Here is an 18,640-nt window from a genome sequence, read left to right as displayed (position 1 = left end):
AATGAATATAACAACCCAAAACCAAATTAAAGATTACCTACAATGGTCATCTGAAGAATACGAGGACAGACTATTATTAAGCATGATGAAATGGTGCCAACTTTATGGCCAATATCCAAGCATCGTGCAACAACTATTGGCAAATGCTCAGGTTAATAAATGGTTTATGAGCGAGTATCACAAATGTGAGCTTCAATTCTTAAAAATTGTAAATGTTATTCCTCCACAACCCGACCAACTTCAGGCACACTACAAAGCTTGTACAGCTAGAGTAATGGTAATTCATCCCAAAGCATTGTTAGAAAAAATTAAACGAAATAAGGACTTTTCAAATCTAATAGTAACTCATACACCAGTTTATTATGCCAACTAACATGACCCCACTACAACTCGAAAACAAAATTACCGAGCTAGAACAATCGCTACAAGACAATCCAAATAACCCAAACCGAACCATAATCGAAACCGATTTAAGAAAGCTAACCGAAGCTAGAACCTACGAGCGTGACACCTTCGATTTAAGAGAACATAATTTCCAAAACGTATGAGTACAGTTCAAATAATTAACCGTCACGATGATTTGTTTGCAGTATTAATCTACTGTTCAGAACAACAGATATTTGGAAAACCTGCTTGTTTTACCACATTAGAACGCATCTGCATCAATCAGGAACGGGGCGCATTGCTAAGCCAATTAAACCAAGAAACGCCCCAAAGCGAAGTTAGGCAATACCAATGCCCACCAAAATTAGAGAGCAAAATTCGCTTTATCACCCAAAAAGTAATCGACAATCACTTAATAACAAATTAAACCCATGAGTACAACAGAAATGATCCAAGAAGCAACAAAAACAGTAGATTTATTAAAAGACTTTACAGCAGAACAATTAAAAGAAGCTTTGGCAAAAGTAGAAGCAAAAAAAGATGATGATCGTCAAGCCTATAAGGATTTAGTAGAACAAACAGTACCCAAAGCCATATTTAAATTATGTACTGCATCCGAGATACTTTCAAATGCCAAAACCGAAGCCTTTCAATTTTTCGAAGATATTCTAAAGCTAAAAGCCGATGTGTACGGAATTAAAGAAAAACAGCAATCTCATACCTTTTCAAGTGATAAAGGCGAAATCACAATCGGATACCGTATTACAGATGGTTGGGACGATACAGCAAACACAGGAATTGCCAAAGTAGAAAAATTCATTACTTCACTTGCTAACAATCCCGAAACTGAGGCACTGGTAGAGGGCGTTTTTACACTGCTAAAAAAGGATGCCAAAGGAAATTTAAAAGGGAGTAGAGTTTTGGAGCTTCAAAAGCTTACCCAAAAATTCAACAATGAAGAGTTTACCGATGGTGTAGATATTATTTCAAAGGCGTACAAGCCTGTACGCTCTGTTTGGTTTGTAGAGGCGAATTTAATAGACGAAAATAAAGTAAAGACACCAATTCCTTTGTCTATGTCGGCGGTTGATTTTTCAAAAGGTTACAAATTTGAATTCTACAATGAACCAGTAATTGAAACCGATGCAGTCGATTAGTTGCACTACAGTACTGCTAGCCATTCTCCTAGCAGTACTCAACGGAAAAGCCATTCTAAACTACTTCGAATGGCTTCGATTCAAAATTAAGATTTATTTCAAACAGCTAGAAAACAATGAGAGTAACCATAGCCCCAATAACTGACCACGAAAGCTACCAAGTAAATGAACATTACGTTTATAAAGACCAGTTCAATAACTGGACAAGCAAAAGTGATCTGTCCGATAAAGAACTTAGAGCCTTCCGCAATTATGAAAAGCTCGTGATTAACAATCCAAAATTCAAAAAACACACCAAAGCAACATATAAAGGATAACAATTATGTCAAAAAAAGAACAAAAATTAGAAGTACAAATTCAGTTACAAGTAAAGATTCTAAGCGCAATTCAAACCTGTTTTGATAAAGATTCCGAAAACTATATTGATATAAATCAAATAGAGAAAGACGGAAATCTAAACGATTTATTTCACGTATTAGGCACAAGAGTGCCGCAGCACATTTTTAGCAAAATAACAGGTCAAAAACCTGACCCATTAGAGTTCAACCATATTTGTAATAAACTGATTTTTCAAGATAGAGAAGACACAAAATAAGTTGAGTTAGTCGGTGTCCCGAGTGAAAATGGCTTTTGCGGGTTCGAGTCCCGCCTCGGGAGCAAATTTAAGACAATAAGACAATGAGTAATTATACATTAAGGAACATATCAGTTCCGTCATCGAAGGCTGTTGTGATTGAAAAAGATGCCGAAACGGTATTATATATTAATCCTTATAAAATAGATCCGCTGAAATATAAAGAACTACAACAGGTAATAATCAAATTTTTAAATAATGACAGCAACTAAACCAAGAATCTACACAGGGGAAGGCTCACCCGTTGATGATTATTTCAATCCAAAGTCAACGACCCCGACCCCGAAGAGTAGCCAGAACCAAGACCAAAGCAACTGGGGATTATTCGATAAAAATAACCAACAGCACAAAACACTACTCTCGTTACTTAGACAGGCACAATGGACAATACCGCACGAAAGATGGGGTGAAGTGGCAGACTTACCAAGGCTAAGCGAGTTTTTAAAGAGCGATAAATCACCCATTAAAAAGCCTTTAAAAAAGATGGAACCGTGGGAGGTTTCAAAGATAATAGAAGCTTTCAAGGGAATAGTAAAATCAACATACAAGTAAGATGAAAGAAGAACTCATAAAAGATTTCCACTGGTTAATGTTTTGGTGTTTTACGTCAGGTTATGCTGCAGGTATTTGTACATGGTTATCATGGCCATCTAAAAAGAAATCTACCAAAACAATCTATTGCTTTCAATGTGAAATTGAAATGCCTGTTCAAGTAAAAAACGGACGCCTTTACTGTGCCAATTGCAAGTTATATCACAAACATGGAACATTATAGCATCATAGAAATATGTCCCCACGACATAGCCGAAATAGTGGTACTTGAAAGTATTGTTACATGTGAAAGAACCATACTAGTTTGTGCCGAATGTGGTGAACCATTATCAGAACCTAAAATAGAATGTTAATATGAAAATAAAACTAAAACTTAGCTCTGACGAACTAAGGGTAATTTCCGAAAAAGTGAGCCTTGTAAACACAATCAACTTACAGCAATTAGGAAAAGAAAAAAAAAGCGCTTATAGCATCTTGATTGATATTGTTGATAAAGTAGTACCAAAGGCTCAAAAATTAAGCCGTCAGTTAGCTATAGCCGACAAACCGCATGAGCTAACACTCAAATGGCACGAAGCGGAAGCCTTGGAGCAATATTTATTACACTTTGAGGAAAGCGATATTTTTTCAAGCAATTTAATTCGAAAAGTAACCAATAAACTTAATCAAAAATTAGCATAATGCCCATAAAAAGTAAAGTCCCGAAACCTACCGAGAAAGCTGAAAGTATATTTCAAACCGAAGCAAGGCTCAAAAAAGAAGCTCTTGAAATATCAAAGAATTTCAAACACACCAAACCCGTAATATTATTAGCAGCTAATGGAACTAAAAGACAACTTAATTAAAGATTGGCAAATGTTGATGACAGGAATCAAACAGATTGCTCAAAAGGTACCTGAATTTAAAGTAAAAGTTCAGCCTGATAAATACATAGTAATTAACAAATACAAAGTGATTTGCCACTTTATAAACAATGAATATGTAGAGGCTAAAGTAAGTTTTAATGATGAAGATTACTTAACAGTCCGTCATGTAAAAAGCCACGCTTCAACAGTAGAAACCATTTTAACATTTATACGAAACAATCCAAAACCATGATAAAAAAAATATACATCGCTGGTAAGGTAACGGGATTGCCATTTAAAGAAGTGGCAGTAAAATTTTGCACTACGGCCACTCAAATAAAAGAATTAGGACTTGAATTTGTAAACCCTGTTGAGTTAGTGCAAAATAACTTGTTTGGAGATGCTGAAATTCGCCAAAGTTCAGAGCGTGAAATATGGGTTTTTGCAATGAAAAAATGTATTAATGCCATTTTGGAGTGTGACGGTGTAATCCTTCATGATGACTGGATGCGAAGCAAAGGCGCAAAACTTGAAGTTGAAATATGCGACCAATTAGGCATACCCACTTTTAATAACCTTAATGATCTCCAAGAATGGAACAACTCACAACGTACCGAGCCAAAGGCAAAGAAATAGGATTAGTATTCCTATTTAAATATGATTTAAACGGCAATTTAAAGCTCTTTGAAATATCTGAAGGGGAATTGAATGAAGAACAAATAAAGTGGTTGTTTTCTCATTTTCCTGCTACCGAAAGCATAATGAAAACTATTTGGATGAGAGATAAAAAATACAAGAAAGTATTTGAGGTTGAAAAGTCACCCGCCGATCTATGTTTTGAAGCACTTTGGAAATTATACGATCATAAAATTGCAAAATTCCACGCTGAAAAGGCATTTGAAAAACTGAAAGAGGAATCGGTTATCAAATGTTTTCTATCGATTCCTATTTATAAAAAATATCTAGCACACAGCAAAATAGCACAAGCACATCTTGCCACCTATATCAATGGTAGATATTACGAAAATGAGTATAAATAATAAAAGCAAATACTAATGCCAAAACAATTTACAAAGGTTACCAAAACCTACTCGACAAAAAACAAATTACAACTCTTAATTTTAAATGAATTGCAACTAATAGATTGTATTCTTTTTACCAATAAAAATGAAGCTTCCAATTTTGTAAAACAGCTTTATGAAAATGCATTAAGAAGCTACAAAGGTAATGCAGCGGTGCCTTCGCTAAAAACTCATGAAGCAAATAAAGATGACACACTTTTTTATGTGGATGATGTCATCAGTATTTCAATGTATAACGTTCAAACTGATTTATCATGATAACAAAAAACATGGCTGAACTCGAAAGAGAAGTCCAAGACTACCAAAAAGTTGCTAAGTCTGGTAAACTGAAATGGCAAAAGAAAAAGAACAAGATGACTCATTTAACTCCTAAAAAGAAAAAGAGAAAATGATACTACCATTTAGCACACAGATCAACAGCAAGCCAACCTATTTTATTGAAAAAATATGGCTTGGACTTTTAAGAAGTCATTTAAACCTCATAGGTTATCATAGATTTAGAAATGAAGCTGCTATAAATAATGTAATTGATCAATGGGATATTCCAGACAGCATATATCCAAAGTTCAACACTATCCGAGACGATAAAAACAACCGTTGGAAAGTAGGAACAATAATTGATTTCTTTATCAATTGCCGTCAACCAAATATGTTTCGGTTTGCTCCAGTTCTGCCAGTGGTGAGTACACAAAAAATTCTCATTACATACACAAAAACAAAAAAAGCAATGGTATTCATTGATGATAAATGTTTTTACATGCAAGATTTCTCGCTAGAAAGTAATAATAAAATGCTACACTTAGCACATAACGATGGATTCGACACAATAGAGGATTTCTTTGATTACTTTAATAAAGACTTCACGGGTAAAATTATTCACTGGACAGATTTAAGGTATTAGAAAAAAAATACTACATTTGAAAACTAATTAAAAAAATAAGCAATGGATTTAACACAGGAAGAATACGAGCAAAAAAGGCGTGAGGTAATTGCTAAATTCAATAAGCAATTTATTGAAAATAATTACAGTACTGATGCATACACACACAAGGCCGTTGAGCTTTTAACTAGAGGAGTTAATCCTTATGAAATTATTGAACATTTAGTAACGGCTAATCAGGAACTCTTAAAAGAATTCGATAAACTGATTAGAAATCATACACAGCCACCCATTATATTAAAAGAAGATAAATAGAAGATAAATAACTATAAAACTAAAATTATGAAAGTATTAAAATGGGTTGGAATTGCATTTGTGGGATTAATTGTTTTAGGTTTATTATTACCTGATAGTGATAAAAAAACCAAAGCTACTTCCAACACAGTAGCCACCGAAACAGAAAAAGAAGACATTGAAGTTATTAGGCATAATGAAACTACAACTGACATGACTAGAACTGTACATGTTGAAGTAAAAAATAATACAGATAAATTATTGAGTACAGGTCTTATAAAAATAGTGTACACCGATAAAGGCAATAATATTGTTGGGACTGGTCAGGGTACTATTTTAAATCTTGGTGCGGGTAAAACCAAAGTAGTTGATTGCCTTGCAATGAGTATTGATGGCGCAACAAATTATGAGGTACAAGTTGAGCCAATGTTATATGAATAATTTAACTGAATGACCGATGGATTTTATATAATCAGTCCAGAACTTAAGTAAACACTCAAAAACAATTTAATACCATTTTACCCACTTGAAAAAGTGGGTTTTTTTATGCCATAAAAGTTTTTTATATTTGTCACATGCCAAGAGATATAAACCTACAAAATCAAAAAAAACAGGAGATTGTTGCTTATTTCAATAAGCTCTCTTCGGTAATGGATTTTGGTGTAAAAAAGTATACTATTGCATATTGCACAGCGGCGACAGCTCAAAAATTCTATTTGCGTCCCAAAACGGTAGAAACCTATATTTATCGTTAGACTTCAATATCTCCGTACAAATTGCTTTGATTGCCTACTGGTGGCACAACTTCCCTAATTACTTCCGTTTCCATTTGCTCAAACTTCATATTTACATACAAGTCTTTTGCCGAATCATCAATCATTGTTAACTCATAGCGTTGCACGTACAATATACCCGCCCCGCCTGTTTCTACGGGGTTAAATCCTGTGCGACGCATATTACTGTAGTAATTACCAAAAGTAGCGTGAAAACAGGCGTTTATTTGCGCCAAATAATCAAGAAAATTAAGGGCTTTTTGTTGCTTCTTACTTCCTTTTGACGTGTCTGCAAAGGTTTCGTAGAATAAATAGAGATCTACCTGCAGGCGTAATTCTTGAATTTTTTCACCTTGATCTTCGGTACCCAATACACGGTATCCAAAAAATACTGCAGGTGATTTAAATGGATGCTCATCGGCCATAAATGAAACTTGCTCGCTCCACAAATCTATATGCTTTATTTTTGGAATATTATCGGTAATTCTTTGCTCGTGTTCTAGGTATAAGTTTTTTAAATCTTTCATTTAAAAGGTATTTAATTAGTTTTTAAATCGTTGTAAAATCATCTTTTTAAACTTAGCATCAATCAAATTATTAAAAGCTTCGGACGGTCCCATAAATTGGCGTTTAGGTATTGTAAAGGTAAAATGTGTTTTCTTAGTCAATGCCATTCCTTTGTATTTGCCTTCGCCTGTCTGTTTGTATTTGAACCAAAAAAACTTTCGCATTTTGGCAGTTACAGGTATGTTTACTAAGCCTCCTTCATTATTAATTTTAGCATATTTAGAATCAGAGCTAGCAACAACCTGCTGAATACTACTACTTGATATTTTTACACTATCGCGCAAAGCTCCTGATTGGGTCAAAATGGCACGTCCCGAATCAGTATTGTTTTTTCGCTCCTGCCATGGTTGTATTGACGTATCAAGAAAACCTTGCCTTTCAAAATTACCCATAATGAAATTTATCATTTCAACCTCGGCAATTGTCTGTGCATCAATGATTAATTGGCGACCTATTTTATTAAAATCGGGGATTTTCTCTAACATGTTGAATATTTGTATATATTTGCACTATATAAATGAGGGCGCGGATCGGTAACGATGCAAGCCCTCTCCCTTTTTTATAGAATTCCTTCCAATTTTCCGTACTCCTTTTTTAGTATATTATCTCTGGTCAACTCCACTGCTTTACCATTTCGAATAAAGAAAACCCGATCAATTTGTTTTCCTCTTGTTGGACTAAACTTATTCGATAATTGCTTTGTAATATCCTCCAATTTTAGCTTTTTAATGTTGTCCAGGGAAAACACAATTGAGTAATGATTTTTACCTATTCCCATTTGTTTTTTAGCATTATCAAAGCTGTTGGTAATCCCTTTTATAGATTCAATGTTTTTCAAATCAGAATTGAGTCCGTTAATTTCATATTCTGGGTTTTTGCGGTCTTTTATAAACTCACTGTGAGGCTTAATTTTTACGTTTATACCCAATTCGTCTACTAGAATTTTGGCATACTTATGGTTTGACTCAATATCATACGGGTCTGCCCATGTAGACACTTCTAATGTTGCTTTTTTATTGGTATGAACTAAATTATAATCGGGTTCTGCAAGCTTCATGTTTTCAAAACTTGCCTTGATTTTTTTGGCATCGGCGGCTGGAAATATAAAGTAAGGATGTTCCTCTTCATTAAATGCCATATTAGTTTTACCTACGTTTCCATGAAAGCCTGGTGTTGGGTTTCCTTCGGGAGTTCCTTTGGTTGGTTCCGCATCAGATTGAATGGTATAACATCTACAAGGACCCCATCCATTGGGTGGATACCATTTGTCCCAATAAGGATCATCAATTGGTTTAGTAATATCATGCTGACTTTGATGCTCTGGACGTACATGATTATCTTTAACGGTTTTATAAGTCAAGTTTGGGTATAAATGCTTTTGACTTTGATATTTTTGCCATTTTTCTGCCATTGCACCCGAACGATTAGCAACTCCATACTCCTGTTTTAGGTATTGTAAATTGTATTGCTCATTCACTTTCAAAGCCTCTTTTTTGAAGTCGGCAAATGATTTATTTTTATCTAAAAAGTAATTCATCTTTGCCAACTCTTGATACGTTTTTGCACCCGAAAAGCGATACAAGTTTTGGTTGAGCTGTAATTTGCTCTTTGCATTTGTACTGTAATCAACAAAGGTATTACCGTAACCATCTACTAAAGCTCCTTTAACATCGTCCAAAATTGTGGTCAATAAGTCACTATTCAGATCAGAAGGTTTTAACGTTCCTTCGTGTAGCTGTTTGGCAACTTTCTCAATTAGTTTAGTATAATTAGTTAGTTCAACAGCTTCAAATTTATCATGTTCGTGATCACATTTATGATTGTAAAATGCTATAGTTTCGTTCTGTAAAAAGCTACTGGCTGTAACTTTTGAGACTTTTTTTTTTGAGTACCAGGATTAACCGGAGGAACTGGCAAAGCATCTTGTTTCATTCCTGTAATTGGAATTCCTGTTTTATCAGTTATGAATTTAATGTCTGGTAAAAAACCTGCATTAGCTAATTTCACGGCTGCATCAACTACTTCGATTGGTGTCATTTCTTTGGACTCATCCCAATCGAAAGTGTAGTTTTTCAGCACTCCATATATAGGACTAATCAACTGTAAACGCCAAATAAGTTCTGCATTAATTAAATCCTTAATATCCGTTTTATCGGAATCATGACGATCTTGAGAAACGTCTTGCATTACTTTTAGACTGCCATAGGTTCCGGTAGCTCCTGCATCGGTGGTACCGTCCTGACCTAAAATTCTTTTAGTCATTTCGGAGTTACGTCGTTCTATGTGCTTATCAAAAATCTCATAAGAACTAGATCCAGTCGAGTTCATTACTTCAATTTTTTCATTGCCTTTCAACACCGCCCAATGGTTGCTTACCATGTTAGCCATCATATCGGCTAATTCATTCTCACGACTTTCGCTATAGCTGTCAGTTGTAACCCAACGTGGTGGAATACCATATTTTTCAATATATTCATTCCAAGCTGCTAGAGCAAATTTCTTTGCCAAAGCATCGGGCGCAACATCTTTAAGGATACCTAAGTCTTTGTTTTTACCTATTTGAATGTAATAGGGTTTTAGCGGATCTTCTTTGTACGAGTAACCTGTTTCGTCTCCGTTTTCTTTTACAATTAATCCTTTGAGAGGTAAAACGTTTTCTTGCTCTATGGCGTTCACGTTTTCTAGTCCCATTGTTTCGGAATTCAAGTCCCAAAGTTCTACAACAGTTGTACCTCTGAATTTCGCTGTAATAGCGTGGTGAATGAATGAGTTGAACCAAGGTAGCTCAAAAAGCTTATTTATTTCGGGATTCGTTTTCCCTGAAGCATCTACAAGTTTAAAACGGGATTGCTTTATTTTTAATGTCCGGCTTTCTATAACGCTTGCTAAATGACTATCTAATAATATACTGTCGTATAAGTCTAATAAAGGCTTACGATTTGCATTTTCTGCAAGCTGCGCCAATGTCATTGCATCTTTCCACTTTTTTAGAGTTTGAACTTGCAGTGATTTGCTCTTTGGCAATATGATGTTTGACGGTCTATTGTCGTAGGTTCTACCTACTTTTGCTCCTTGTGCCATAATTATAAATAAAGGTCTTCGTTTTTACTATTGCCCCATTTTACTTCTTTACGAGTAATTTCCAGTACAGGAAAAGCGGGTGTTTCTTTACCGTCCTTAACGTCTTTTAGCCATTGCATTGCCCATTTGTATTCCTCACTAAAAGTGGTGGGAATTTTGCGAGCTTTGTTTCTCTTTACAATGCAATAGTTGACCAGGGCGCATAGCACTTTTTTAACTAATGGTTTGTCTTCATAGTCTTCACTAGTCAGGAATATTTTAGCCACATCGTAGCGGTCTCTAAACTTACCTTTCATTAGAGCTATATTTTCAAGTTCTACGGTATCGAGTATGTCTAAATCGTCTTCGATGCTATCATCTAGATAGTCCTCAAATATTTGAGCGATTAAGTCCTTCTTTTCTAAAAAATATAGTGCCATTAGTATACGTGTTTGCGTTCAACTCTTCCAGTCATTGGCTTTCCGCCTTTTGACTTTTCATAAATATGTTTTGATAAAAAGCTAATGCATTGCTCGTCAGAATCGGGTGCATCATCGTGTCCGTGATAGCCCGGTTCTATGCCTAAAAGTTGCGCTTTGCCGACCTGAGTGTCATTATGGCTTTTTAGTTTTTCGTTCCAATACACACGTCCATTTTGATAATAAGGATGTATCGATACAATTCTATCGTATTTTTTAATTCGGGGATTGTCAACTTTAGTCATTCGTAAATCAATTTCAAATGCGTCCTCAACTTCTCTTATTGTTCGCTCCACTTCGTCATTCCAGAATTGTGCTTCAAACCTCCAATGTACCCTTACGCTTTTAGGAAGTTCCTTTTCGTAGTCAGCCATAAATTCAAGCGCAGCACGCATTTTTGTTTTTTTGACAAAACAATCAATGAGGTAGAACTTTTTTTCTTTGAGCCCCCAAATCCTTACTGCATTGTAATCGGCTGTGGCAGTTCCTGCATAGGCAACATCCCAATGTGCAACTACATGCTCGAAATGGTCTAATCGGGGGAGTTTGCTCCATTGGATTAATTCCTCTGTAAAAATCTTTCCTTTTACGTGAGGCTCATTATTGTATTCAGCCAAACAAGGCAAAATGCCAATTTCCTGCTCTAAAATTTTATAGTAATCAGGTTTATATTTTTCTTTCCATCGTGGAGCATACGTTACTTTGTCGTAAGCCTTAATGTGGTGTACTTTCCATTTTGGATTTAAGATTTGTAACTTCTTTTGAATCATGATTGGAAATGCTGCATTATTTGACTGTATAAATCGTCTAATTTCGCCGTCCATTGTTGGAATCAAATCATACAAAATCCACTCGACAACATCGTCCTGACGTTTCTCATTTTTGATAGTGTCTTTAGTTTCAATATCGTCAGGAACTAAATAGTTAGGACGTTTGTCCTGGACACGCAAACCCCTTACAGATTGTCCCATACCAAGAGCCTGACCAATGAAACCGCTTTTAGTTGTGAAAAATCCCTCTTCCCAACTTCCCAGCATCTTTTGCTCCCCAAAGTCGGCTATAATTCTAGGGTTGTTTTCCAATTCTGCCCGAATATCGGCAAGCAATTGAATAGATTTTTTTTCATTGTTACCAATGATTACCAAATACATTGGCTCTTTTTTTAAATAATGTAGCCAAAAAGGAATAAGAATATCGGTTGTAACTGATTTTGCTAATCCACGGCCCCACTCTGCAAAACCTTTGAATACTTTGTTTTTGGCAACCATATTGGCAAATTCGACATGAAAATCAGCACAATCAGCAGTAGCATAATGAGGAAAGTAATAATTAACCATAAAACGATAATCCTTGCTAGCTTTCTCAATACGTACAAGTTTTTGTTCCTTTGTCTCGTTTGGGTCAACAGAACCACCCGAGGCACGAATTAAGTTTATCTTTTCAAGAAACCGTTTTTGCGCTATTTTATCAAGATGCTTCATTATATATTACCTCTAAAGCTGTGCTCTTCCGTCAATGATTTTATTTCGTTTGTTTTGAAGTTATAAGCGATGCCTACAACTTCCTTGCGTTTGTAGTTTTTGTGTCCTATTTTTTTATAGGATACTATATCTCCCACTTTGGTTTCTTTAAAAAAAGCATCTTTTAATAAAGCTGCAGCGATTTGTATTTTCCAATCGTGGGAAGTTGCTTTATTAAGCAATAATGAAATGATAAGTTTAAACATGATTTAATTAGTATTTAAGGGCTAATTCGTTAGTATGATTTTCAAAGAATTCCATAATCTCTAAATGTATTTTTGGATTGACTTTTACCAGCATATCGCTCATAATTAAGTCCATCACATTGATGTAGGTGTTATACGGAATTCGGTATTCTTTTTCGAAGCCGTCCTTTGCTTTGTTTAGTTTGGCCAGTGCATCTACAAGTTTTGTTTTTTGGTCTTGTTTGGCATCGGGGTCACTTTCCATTGCGACCAAGTTTTCGGCATACATATCAATTAGGCTATTGATGTTTTTTAAGCCGTTTTGTTGAGAGCCTAATAATGCGTTCCTTCGTTCCTTCCACTTGAATTTTTCGACCCAATCGCCCACAGTTTTTTCACTAACTCCAACTAATTGGGCAATGTCTTTGGCTGTTTTCTTGCCTTTGATGTATAAATCCTCTGCGAGCTTTTGCTCTCTAATTTTTGCCATTGATGTGCTTTTTCTAACACAAAATTGCACAATCATTACGTAATGAATTGATACTACTTTCTTAGGTCAGGAATACAAACCGCATCAACAGGAGTACACTCCTAACGTTGGATTCATGATTTTTTTTGTCCCCGAAATAATCCAAATTTTGTCATCACAATAATTCGCAACACACTATGAAAACAGTAAAAATCTAAATGAAAAGCGCCTATAAACATATATGTATCATTGGTGCTGGAGGAACTGGATTAACAGCCGCCACATTTTCCGCCTTAGCGCATGATTATCCTTTGGTAATTACGGCGGAAGCAAAAGACAATACAGCTTATCTAAGAATTACGGGATTGATTTATGAGTGGAATAATTCTGCTGAAGAAATCACAAGAAAAATAGATGAGTTTTTAGCGCAAGGAATACAGGATGTTGAAGTATATCTTAATGGTCCGGGTGGCGATGTTTTTCAGGCTGCCGAAATCGAAAACCAAATACAACGCTTTCCGGGTTCTAAAAAAGGAACTGCGGGCGCATTGCTAGCATCTGCATATACAAAGATTGCCTCTTCACTGGATGAATGCATTCAAGCCGAAAACGGACAATATATGTATCATAAACCATCCGGGCATTTATCGGGTAATGAGGATGCAATTGCCTCTGGTTTAAAGTTGCTTCAAAATATGTCTATTCAATACAAAGAAGCCTATTCCGCAAAAACTGGTATTTCTGTAGATGTTATTGAGGCCAATTGGTCAAAAGGCGATGTTTGGCTTTCTGCCAAAGAAGCTGCTGAGCTAAAATTTATTTCAGGGGTAACCAAAAAAGCTCCTATTACAAAGGAAACCAAAGCACTTTTTCAAGCTTGTGGTTCTCCGACAATTCCAAAAATTACAAATCACACAAAACCTTTAAAAACTATGGATCAAAAGATCATTGCTCTATCCTTAGGGCTTCCGGAAGATGCTTCCGAAGAAACAATCAAAGCAAAGATTCAAGCCAATAAATTGGCGGCTGAGGAAGTTGCGGGATTGAAAGCCGAAAAGGCTGCCAAAGAAAATGCGGACGCTACAGCCAAAGTAGACACTTTGATTAATGATGCAATCGCTGAGAAAAAAGTAAACGCTACACAAGGCGAAAGTTTGAAAACATGGGCGAAAACTGATTTTGCGGGTTGTGAAAGCTATATCAAAGGACTTACAGCTTTAGGAAAAGTATCGGCTGCGATTGTTCCGGGTGCTGCAGGAGCAGTAAAAGCATTTGCAGAAATGACAGAAATTGAATTACAAACAATGGCTCAGGATGATCCTGAGGCATTCAAAGCGGCATACGTTGCATCACTTGAAGTAAAAAAATAAGAAGACAAAAACTAGAGAGAGAAAAACAGGCTGCAACGCTTTGAGCCGTAGCCTGTTTTTAGTAAAAAAAAACAAAAATCAATAATAAAAAATATGAAAAAGTTAGGATTAGTATTAGTGATGCTGTTGTTATCAGTAGTATCCATAGCGGGAACTTTTAACCACAGTATTCCAAAAGAGCATAAGGTAAACTTACGTACTTGTGGTGTTTCAATTGTCGATGGCGATTTGTTGAACGAATTGAATGAGAAATTCATTTTAACCAAATTCAGAAGTTTGGGGACATGGCTTTCAGAAGTTACAAGTAAGGATGCTTGGGTGGGTAACAATACCATTAAGATTCCAAAACGTAAAGGCGATAGCGCACCAGTTGTATTAATAAACAACACTGTGTATCCTATGGTTTCCAGTGGAAGAGATGACGAGCAAGTAGTTGTTTCACTTAATAAATATTCTACCGAAAACAGACACGTAACACAAGATGAGTTGTATGCTATTGCTTACGACAAAGAAGGTGATATCAATATGGAGTTGAAAGAAGAATTGGAAATAAAAGTGACTGAACATGCTTTGTATTCTATATCTCCTGTCTCTAATTCTGCCAGTACACCAGTTCTTGAAACTACTGGACCATTAGATGGAACTCGTAGACGATTGGTAAAAGCGGATGTAATTCGATTAAAAGCAGCCTTAGACAAAGCCTCTGTACCAAAAACAGGACGTATCTGGGTAATGAGTTCTACTCATGCAAACGATTTGTTAATTGAAGATTCTGTATTTGAAAAAGGTTACCAAAACCGTGTTGATGGTGCAATCGCTATGAGTTATTATGGGTTCAAAATTTATGAAGAGGTATATACACCAACATACCACGCTACAACAAAAGGGAAATTAGCTTTTGATAGTGTAACGGCTGGTAGAACATCTTCTATAATTTTTCACAAATTAAGCTGTGTAAAAGCAAAAGGAACGGTTGACCGTTTTGCTAGAGATAGAAAAGCAGACCCAGAAAACAGAAAATCAGTAGTAGGGTACGATTTGTACTTCGGTTGTTTTGCAATCCAAGATCAAGGATTGGCCGCTATTATTGATGGTGTAGCCTAGTAAAAAGTAAAAAAGGCTTTAGTCTTGAATTGCACCGCCACAGCCTACACGGCACACAAACAAAGTGGTGTGAACATTAACATGAGCAAAAATCAAACTAAAGCCTTTTTTAAAATCTATTTAAAATGAAATTAAACGAAAGCGGATATATTTTACTTGGAGGCTTCGAGGGATCAAGACTATATCCTTATTTGTGTAGTGCAAAAGTTCCAACGATTGGTAAAGGAAACACAGTCTATCCAAACGGTAGGAAGGTCACTATGAAGGACCCGCCAATAACAAAAGCTTTTGCCGAACAAATGTTTCGCTCAACAGCTGATTTATTTGCCAAAGATGTAACTGGTTTGATAAAATCAAGTGTTACTCAAAACCAATTTAATGCATTGGTCTCTTTTGCTTACAACTTGGGAACCGACATTGATGCCGATGATATTCCAGAAGGATTAGGAGATAGTACATTGTTAAAAAAAGTAAACGCAAATCCAAATGACAAAACTATTGTCAACGAGTTTCTAAAATGGAATAAGGCAAAAGGAGTTGTGGTACCAGGATTAACAACACGCAGAATCAAAGAAAGTCAAATCTATTTTACACCATGAGTAAAGAAATCCCAAAGGAAATAAAATCATCTTTAGATCAAGCGGCGCAGCAATACGCACAAAGCCCCGCTACTACCAACGCAGGAAGGATATTGCGATTTGTAGCTCGCTTTGTAAGTGTAGATACAATTATACAATTGTTTGCCCATAAATTGGATAATACTGTTAAAACCATTTAATAACGATATAAAATGAATAAAGAAATTAAAGACGAAGCTATTGAGGTATTCAAACAATACCCACTGGCAAAAGTAGTGTTTATCACTCCAGATGTACAAGCCTTCTTAAAAGAAGATAGAGCCCGTATTCATAACAAAGACTTTGTAACGGTAAAACGTTCGGATGTTATTGAAGAGAAAAAAGAAGATAATGCCCATAAAGAAGGCAAAAAAAAGGCTGAGGAATTGATCGCTTTTGCAGCTTCTGCGGAATCAATTGAAGAGCTAGACGCTATCCTAGCCGCTGGCGAAACAAGAACTACAGTTGTTGCTGCTTTCGCGGCAAGAAAATTGGAATTAACCCCTAAACAAGACTAACGATGAGTTTTGATGGTGTAATAGTAAACAAAGGTGAAGGCGGATTAAACCGTACTGAAACATCTACCGATGCTGTAATGGCATTGGTAGCATTTGTCAATGACCCATTGACAAATACACCAGATGAAGTAATTCAACTGTTAAGTGTATTGGATGCGGAAGCATTGGGATTTGATGCGGCTTATGATGCCAATGAGGCTGTTTTGCTTCATCATCATATATCAGAGTTTTTTAGGCTCGCGCCAAACGGAACATTGAAGCTAGTGGTTACTGAAAAAACTACAGCAAAACTGTTTTTTGAAAGTGCTCAAGCCAAAGCAGAATTTAGAGCGCATACAGATGTAAAACGCATTGGTTTTGTATATAATGCTGATGTAGTTGCTTTGGACTTAGTTGCCGAAATCAACGCTTGTCAGTTATTTATAAATAATTTGTTTGCCGATAAAATTTACCTAAATGGGATTTATCTTGAAGCAAGAAACATTTCGAAAGCAGCCGTTACCAGGAGAACACTTTCTGCGGGAAAAGTAAGCTTGGTAATTGCTCAAGACCCTGCAATCGCATCACTAGATGCGGCTTATTCTCATTATGCTGCAGTTGGTTCTATTCTTGGAATGCGTGCCGTTCGCAAAGTGAATGAAAATTTAGGCTCTGTTGACATAATCACTAAACCAAATGCCCGAAAAGGTGAATTGACCTACCCGTTAACGGATAGTTTAAAAGGGTTATGGTTGTCGGCTGCTTTGAGTGATGGAACGCCAGTTTCGTCATTAACTGATGTTGAAAAACGTGCATTAACCGCGAATGGTTATATCTACGCAGGAAGCTTCCAAGGCTTTGCGGGTGTGTACTTGAATGGTGAACCAACTTGTACCAATATCTCATCCGATTACTCTACAGGAGAAAACAATGGTGTATGGGATAAAGCAGCTCTAGGTATTAGAAATGCACTTTTACCTAAAGTACGTGGCTGGTTCCAGAGAGACCCAGTAACCGGTAAGCTGAAAGACACTTCTATAACTTCTTTGGAAAATATTGGAAAGAAACCATTACAGGCTATGCTTGTAGCTGCGGAAATAAGTGGATATGATTTGGTAATTCCTGCGGGACAAAACCCAAACGATCAAACGCCTTTATTGGTTAAAACAACAGTAACACTTGGAGCAATCATCCACACATTTGAGGTTGATTTATCACTAAACTAAAATTATGCAAGTAGCAACATTAATAAACGCCTTCGGGCGTATGGCTGGTTGGAACTCTGTAACCGCGAACATATTGGGACGTGATGTAGAGGGTATAACTGAATTGTCTTATGAAGACACCATCGAAAAAGAACTAATCAAAGGCGCGGGTAGAATGCCTATTGGTGTTGGTGAAGGAGATTACACTGCTAAAATGGGTCTTAAACTGTACCAAGAAGAGGTTATCGCTATACTTGATGCTTTGCCACCTGGAACACGTTTACAGGACATTGCTCCTTTTGATGTAATTGTCCAATACGTTTATAATGCTCGTATTTACAAAGACATTATTCGTAATGTAGAATTTGTAAAAGCAGGGAGACAGGTAAAAAAAGGAGACAAAACAGTCGAACAAACTGTTGAAGTTATTTGTACACACATAGACTGGAATGTTTAATTATGGAAGCTAAAAAATTAGAAGAAATCGAAACAATTGCTGACCCAATAGGATATTTAAGCGATGCAGAAATGACCGATTTGAAAGCAAAAAAAGGCACAAAGTACATTCACGAAGTCATTACAATTGACGATGATGAGCAAACACACGCTACTTACTTTTTAAAACCAAACCTTGATCAATTGCAAATGTTAGCAGATTATGCTAAAAAGAGCGAAGAAATGGACGGTTTAAAGGTACTTTTTAATACTTGTAGAGTTGGTGGTTCTGAGGCTGTACTTGTAGATGATGAAATGAAAGCATCGGCTTATAAAGCCTTAGCACAACTTTTCAAAAGAAGGGAAGCGGTTGTAAAAAAGCGATAGCGGATGAAACTATTTCGTCCGATGATGATGCTGATTTTTACAGGCGTGGAAATGCTTTGATAAGAGGAGCTTTTCACGTAGAACCTCGAAAACTTACAATTCATAAATGGGCGCAGCTCTATCAGGAGGCAATGTATTTGAAGA

Annotated in this window: 36 protein-coding genes; 28 read left to right on the top strand and 8 right to left on the bottom strand. The window is 36.2% G+C overall.

Going from position 1 to position 18,640, the window contains the following annotated elements:
- Window position 1: 1 nt before the first annotated feature.
- The 20 genes from OZP06_RS11925 (at window position 2) to OZP06_RS11830 (ending at window position 6,583) form a co-directional block, all read left to right on the top strand.
- On the top strand, window positions 2–373 hold the full coding sequence (locus OZP06_RS11925) for a hypothetical protein (protein ID WP_269222043.1): 372 nt from the start codon (window positions 2–4) through the stop codon (window positions 371–373).
- On the top strand, window positions 363–548 hold the full coding sequence (locus OZP06_RS11920) for a hypothetical protein (protein ID WP_269222042.1): 186 nt from the start codon (window positions 363–365) through the stop codon (window positions 546–548). Before OZP06_RS11925 ends, OZP06_RS11920 begins: the two co-directional genes overlap by 11 nt.
- Window positions 545–811 carry a hypothetical protein gene (locus OZP06_RS11915; protein WP_269222041.1) on the top strand — a complete coding sequence of 89 codons (267 nt, stop codon included), beginning with the start codon at window positions 545–547 and terminating at the stop codon, window positions 809–811. Before OZP06_RS11920 ends, OZP06_RS11915 begins: the two co-directional genes overlap by 4 nt.
- 4 nt (window positions 812–815) lie before the next feature.
- The gene (locus OZP06_RS11910) at window positions 816–1,541 is read left to right on the top strand and encodes a DUF3164 family protein (protein ID WP_269222040.1); all 726 of its coding nucleotides are present in this window, start codon (window positions 816–818) and stop codon (window positions 1,539–1,541) included.
- 116 nt (window positions 1,542–1,657) lie between these two features.
- Entirely contained in the window at window positions 1,658–1,858 is a 201-nt protein-coding gene (locus OZP06_RS11905) for a hypothetical protein (RefSeq protein ID WP_269222039.1), read from the top strand.
- A 5-nt stretch (window positions 1,859–1,863) separates the two neighbouring features.
- Window positions 1,864–2,136, top strand: a complete 273-nt coding sequence (locus tag OZP06_RS11900) for a hypothetical protein (protein ID WP_269222038.1) — start codon at window positions 1,864–1,866, stop codon at window positions 2,134–2,136.
- 83 nt (window positions 2,137–2,219) lie between these two features.
- Window positions 2,220–2,387, top strand: coding sequence for a hypothetical protein (locus tag OZP06_RS11895; RefSeq protein WP_269222037.1), 168 nt, complete (start codon window positions 2,220–2,222; stop codon window positions 2,385–2,387).
- Complete coding sequence (locus OZP06_RS11890; protein ID WP_269222036.1) at window positions 2,374–2,727, top strand: hypothetical protein; 354 nt, start codon at window positions 2,374–2,376, stop codon at window positions 2,725–2,727. Before OZP06_RS11895 ends, OZP06_RS11890 begins: the two co-directional genes overlap by 14 nt.
- Before the next feature lie 209 nt (window positions 2,728–2,936).
- A complete protein-coding gene (locus OZP06_RS11885) occupies window positions 2,937–3,080 on the top strand; it encodes a hypothetical protein (protein WP_269222035.1) in 144 nt (47 codons plus the stop codon).
- Window position 3,081: 1 nt separating this feature from the next.
- Window positions 3,082–3,408, top strand: coding sequence for a hypothetical protein (locus OZP06_RS11880; RefSeq protein WP_281323756.1), 327 nt, complete (start codon window positions 3,082–3,084; stop codon window positions 3,406–3,408).
- Window positions 3,408–3,572, top strand: a complete 165-nt coding sequence (locus tag OZP06_RS11875; RefSeq protein ID WP_269222033.1) for a hypothetical protein — start codon at window positions 3,408–3,410, stop codon at window positions 3,570–3,572. Before OZP06_RS11880 ends, OZP06_RS11875 begins: the two co-directional genes overlap by 1 nt.
- The gene (locus OZP06_RS11870) at window positions 3,547–3,825 is read left to right on the top strand and encodes a hypothetical protein (protein WP_269222032.1); all 279 of its coding nucleotides are present in this window, start codon (window positions 3,547–3,549) and stop codon (window positions 3,823–3,825) included. Before OZP06_RS11875 ends, OZP06_RS11870 begins: the two co-directional genes overlap by 26 nt.
- Window positions 3,822–4,208, top strand: coding sequence for a DUF4406 domain-containing protein (locus tag OZP06_RS11865; RefSeq protein ID WP_281323755.1), 387 nt, complete (start codon window positions 3,822–3,824; stop codon window positions 4,206–4,208). Before OZP06_RS11870 ends, OZP06_RS11865 begins: the two co-directional genes overlap by 4 nt.
- Window positions 4,166–4,612: a hypothetical protein gene (locus tag OZP06_RS11860; RefSeq protein ID WP_269222031.1), complete on the top strand. Its 447-nt coding sequence runs from the start codon at window positions 4,166–4,168 to the stop codon at window positions 4,610–4,612. Before OZP06_RS11865 ends, OZP06_RS11860 begins: the two co-directional genes overlap by 43 nt.
- Before the next feature lie 15 nt (window positions 4,613–4,627).
- Window positions 4,628–4,912: a hypothetical protein gene (locus OZP06_RS11855; protein ID WP_269222030.1), complete on the top strand. Its 285-nt coding sequence runs from the start codon at window positions 4,628–4,630 to the stop codon at window positions 4,910–4,912.
- Window positions 4,909–5,046 (top strand): hypothetical protein, encoded by a 138-nt coding sequence (locus OZP06_RS11850; RefSeq protein WP_269222029.1) that lies wholly within the window; start codon window positions 4,909–4,911, stop codon window positions 5,044–5,046. Before OZP06_RS11855 ends, OZP06_RS11850 begins: the two co-directional genes overlap by 4 nt.
- Window positions 5,043–5,555, top strand: a complete 513-nt coding sequence (locus tag OZP06_RS11845; protein ID WP_269222028.1) for a hypothetical protein — start codon at window positions 5,043–5,045, stop codon at window positions 5,553–5,555. Before OZP06_RS11850 ends, OZP06_RS11845 begins: the two co-directional genes overlap by 4 nt.
- Window positions 5,556–5,597: 42 nt before the next feature.
- A complete protein-coding gene (locus tag OZP06_RS11840) occupies window positions 5,598–5,849 on the top strand; it encodes a hypothetical protein (protein ID WP_269222027.1) in 252 nt (83 codons plus the stop codon).
- 27 nt (window positions 5,850–5,876) lie between these two features.
- Entirely contained in the window at window positions 5,877–6,269 is a 393-nt protein-coding gene (locus OZP06_RS11835) for a hypothetical protein (RefSeq protein ID WP_269222026.1), read from the top strand.
- Between the two features lie 134 nt (window positions 6,270–6,403).
- Window positions 6,404–6,583, top strand: a complete 180-nt coding sequence (locus OZP06_RS11830) for a hypothetical protein (protein WP_281323754.1) — start codon at window positions 6,404–6,406, stop codon at window positions 6,581–6,583.
- On the opposite strand, the gene OZP06_RS11825 is transcribed toward OZP06_RS11830, so the two are convergent.
- The 8 genes from OZP06_RS11825 to OZP06_RS11790 form a co-directional block, all read right to left on the bottom strand.
- Window positions 6,580–7,128 carry a hypothetical protein gene (locus OZP06_RS11825; RefSeq protein ID WP_269222024.1) on the bottom strand — a complete coding sequence of 183 codons (549 nt, stop codon included), beginning with the start codon at window positions 7,126–7,128 and terminating at the stop codon, window positions 6,580–6,582. The two genes, OZP06_RS11830 and OZP06_RS11825, sit on opposite strands and share 4 nt — an antisense overlap.
- A 15-nt stretch (window positions 7,129–7,143) precedes the next feature.
- Entirely contained in the window at window positions 7,144–7,653 is a 510-nt protein-coding gene (locus tag OZP06_RS11820) for a phage virion morphogenesis protein (protein WP_281323753.1), read from the bottom strand.
- Window positions 7,654–7,727: 74 nt separating this feature from the next.
- Window positions 7,728–8,858, bottom strand: a complete 1,131-nt coding sequence (locus OZP06_RS11815; protein WP_269222022.1) for a phage minor head protein — start codon at window positions 8,856–8,858, stop codon at window positions 7,728–7,730.
- Between the two features lie 140 nt (window positions 8,859–8,998).
- Window positions 8,999–10,249 (bottom strand): DUF935 family protein, encoded by a 1,251-nt coding sequence (locus OZP06_RS11810; protein ID WP_281323752.1) that lies wholly within the window; start codon window positions 10,247–10,249, stop codon window positions 8,999–9,001.
- Window positions 10,250–10,251: 2 nt separating this feature from the next.
- The gene (locus OZP06_RS11805) at window positions 10,252–10,668 is read right to left on the bottom strand and encodes a phage protein Gp36 family protein (protein ID WP_281323751.1); all 417 of its coding nucleotides are present in this window, start codon (window positions 10,666–10,668) and stop codon (window positions 10,252–10,254) included.
- A complete protein-coding gene (locus OZP06_RS11800) occupies window positions 10,668–12,188 on the bottom strand; it encodes a hypothetical protein (protein WP_281323750.1) in 1,521 nt (506 codons plus the stop codon). Before OZP06_RS11800 ends, OZP06_RS11805 begins: the two co-directional genes overlap by 1 nt.
- On the bottom strand, window positions 12,188–12,433 hold the full coding sequence (locus OZP06_RS11795) for a hypothetical protein (protein ID WP_269222017.1): 246 nt from the start codon (window positions 12,431–12,433) through the stop codon (window positions 12,188–12,190). Before OZP06_RS11795 ends, OZP06_RS11800 begins: the two co-directional genes overlap by 1 nt.
- Before the next feature lie 7 nt (window positions 12,434–12,440).
- Window positions 12,441–12,902, bottom strand: a complete 462-nt coding sequence (locus OZP06_RS11790) for a hypothetical protein (RefSeq protein ID WP_269222016.1) — start codon at window positions 12,900–12,902, stop codon at window positions 12,441–12,443.
- A 197-nt stretch (window positions 12,903–13,099) separates the two neighbouring features.
- Here OZP06_RS11790 and OZP06_RS11785 point away from each other — a divergent pair, with 197 nt between their 5' ends.
- The 8 genes from OZP06_RS11785 (at window position 13,100) to OZP06_RS11750 (ending at window position 18,496) form a co-directional block, all read left to right on the top strand.
- Window positions 13,100–14,251 (top strand): ATP-dependent Clp protease proteolytic subunit, encoded by a 1,152-nt coding sequence (locus OZP06_RS11785; RefSeq protein ID WP_281323749.1) that lies wholly within the window; start codon window positions 13,100–13,102, stop codon window positions 14,249–14,251.
- Window positions 14,252–14,344: 93 nt separating this feature from the next.
- On the top strand, window positions 14,345–15,355 hold the full coding sequence (locus OZP06_RS11780) for a hypothetical protein (protein ID WP_269222013.1): 1,011 nt from the start codon (window positions 14,345–14,347) through the stop codon (window positions 15,353–15,355).
- 125 nt (window positions 15,356–15,480) lie between these two features.
- Window positions 15,481–15,954 carry a lysozyme gene (locus OZP06_RS11775; protein ID WP_269222012.1) on the top strand — a complete coding sequence of 158 codons (474 nt, stop codon included), beginning with the start codon at window positions 15,481–15,483 and terminating at the stop codon, window positions 15,952–15,954.
- Window positions 15,951–16,133 carry a hypothetical protein gene (locus tag OZP06_RS11770; protein ID WP_269222011.1) on the top strand — a complete coding sequence of 61 codons (183 nt, stop codon included), beginning with the start codon at window positions 15,951–15,953 and terminating at the stop codon, window positions 16,131–16,133. Before OZP06_RS11775 ends, OZP06_RS11770 begins: the two co-directional genes overlap by 4 nt.
- A gap of 12 nt (window positions 16,134–16,145) precedes the next feature.
- Window positions 16,146–16,490, top strand: a complete 345-nt coding sequence (locus OZP06_RS11765) for a hypothetical protein (RefSeq protein ID WP_281323748.1) — start codon at window positions 16,146–16,148, stop codon at window positions 16,488–16,490.
- A gap of 2 nt (window positions 16,491–16,492) precedes the next feature.
- Complete coding sequence (locus tag OZP06_RS11760; protein WP_269222009.1) at window positions 16,493–17,695, top strand: DUF2586 family protein; 1,203 nt, start codon at window positions 16,493–16,495, stop codon at window positions 17,693–17,695.
- Window positions 17,696–17,699: 4 nt separating this feature from the next.
- A complete protein-coding gene (locus OZP06_RS11755; RefSeq protein ID WP_269222008.1) occupies window positions 17,700–18,131 on the top strand; it encodes a hypothetical protein in 432 nt (143 codons plus the stop codon).
- A gap of 2 nt (window positions 18,132–18,133) precedes the next feature.
- Entirely contained in the window at window positions 18,134–18,496 is a 363-nt protein-coding gene (locus OZP06_RS11750) for a hypothetical protein (protein ID WP_269222007.1), read from the top strand.
- Window positions 18,497–18,640 lie beyond the last annotated feature (144 nt).

The organism is Flavobacterium sp. IMCC34518 (genome assembly GCF_027111095.2).
Taxonomy (GTDB): Bacteria; Bacteroidota; Bacteroidia; order Flavobacteriales; family Flavobacteriaceae; genus Flavobacterium; species Flavobacterium praedii.
This window is presented reverse-complemented; position numbering and strand designations above follow the sequence as displayed.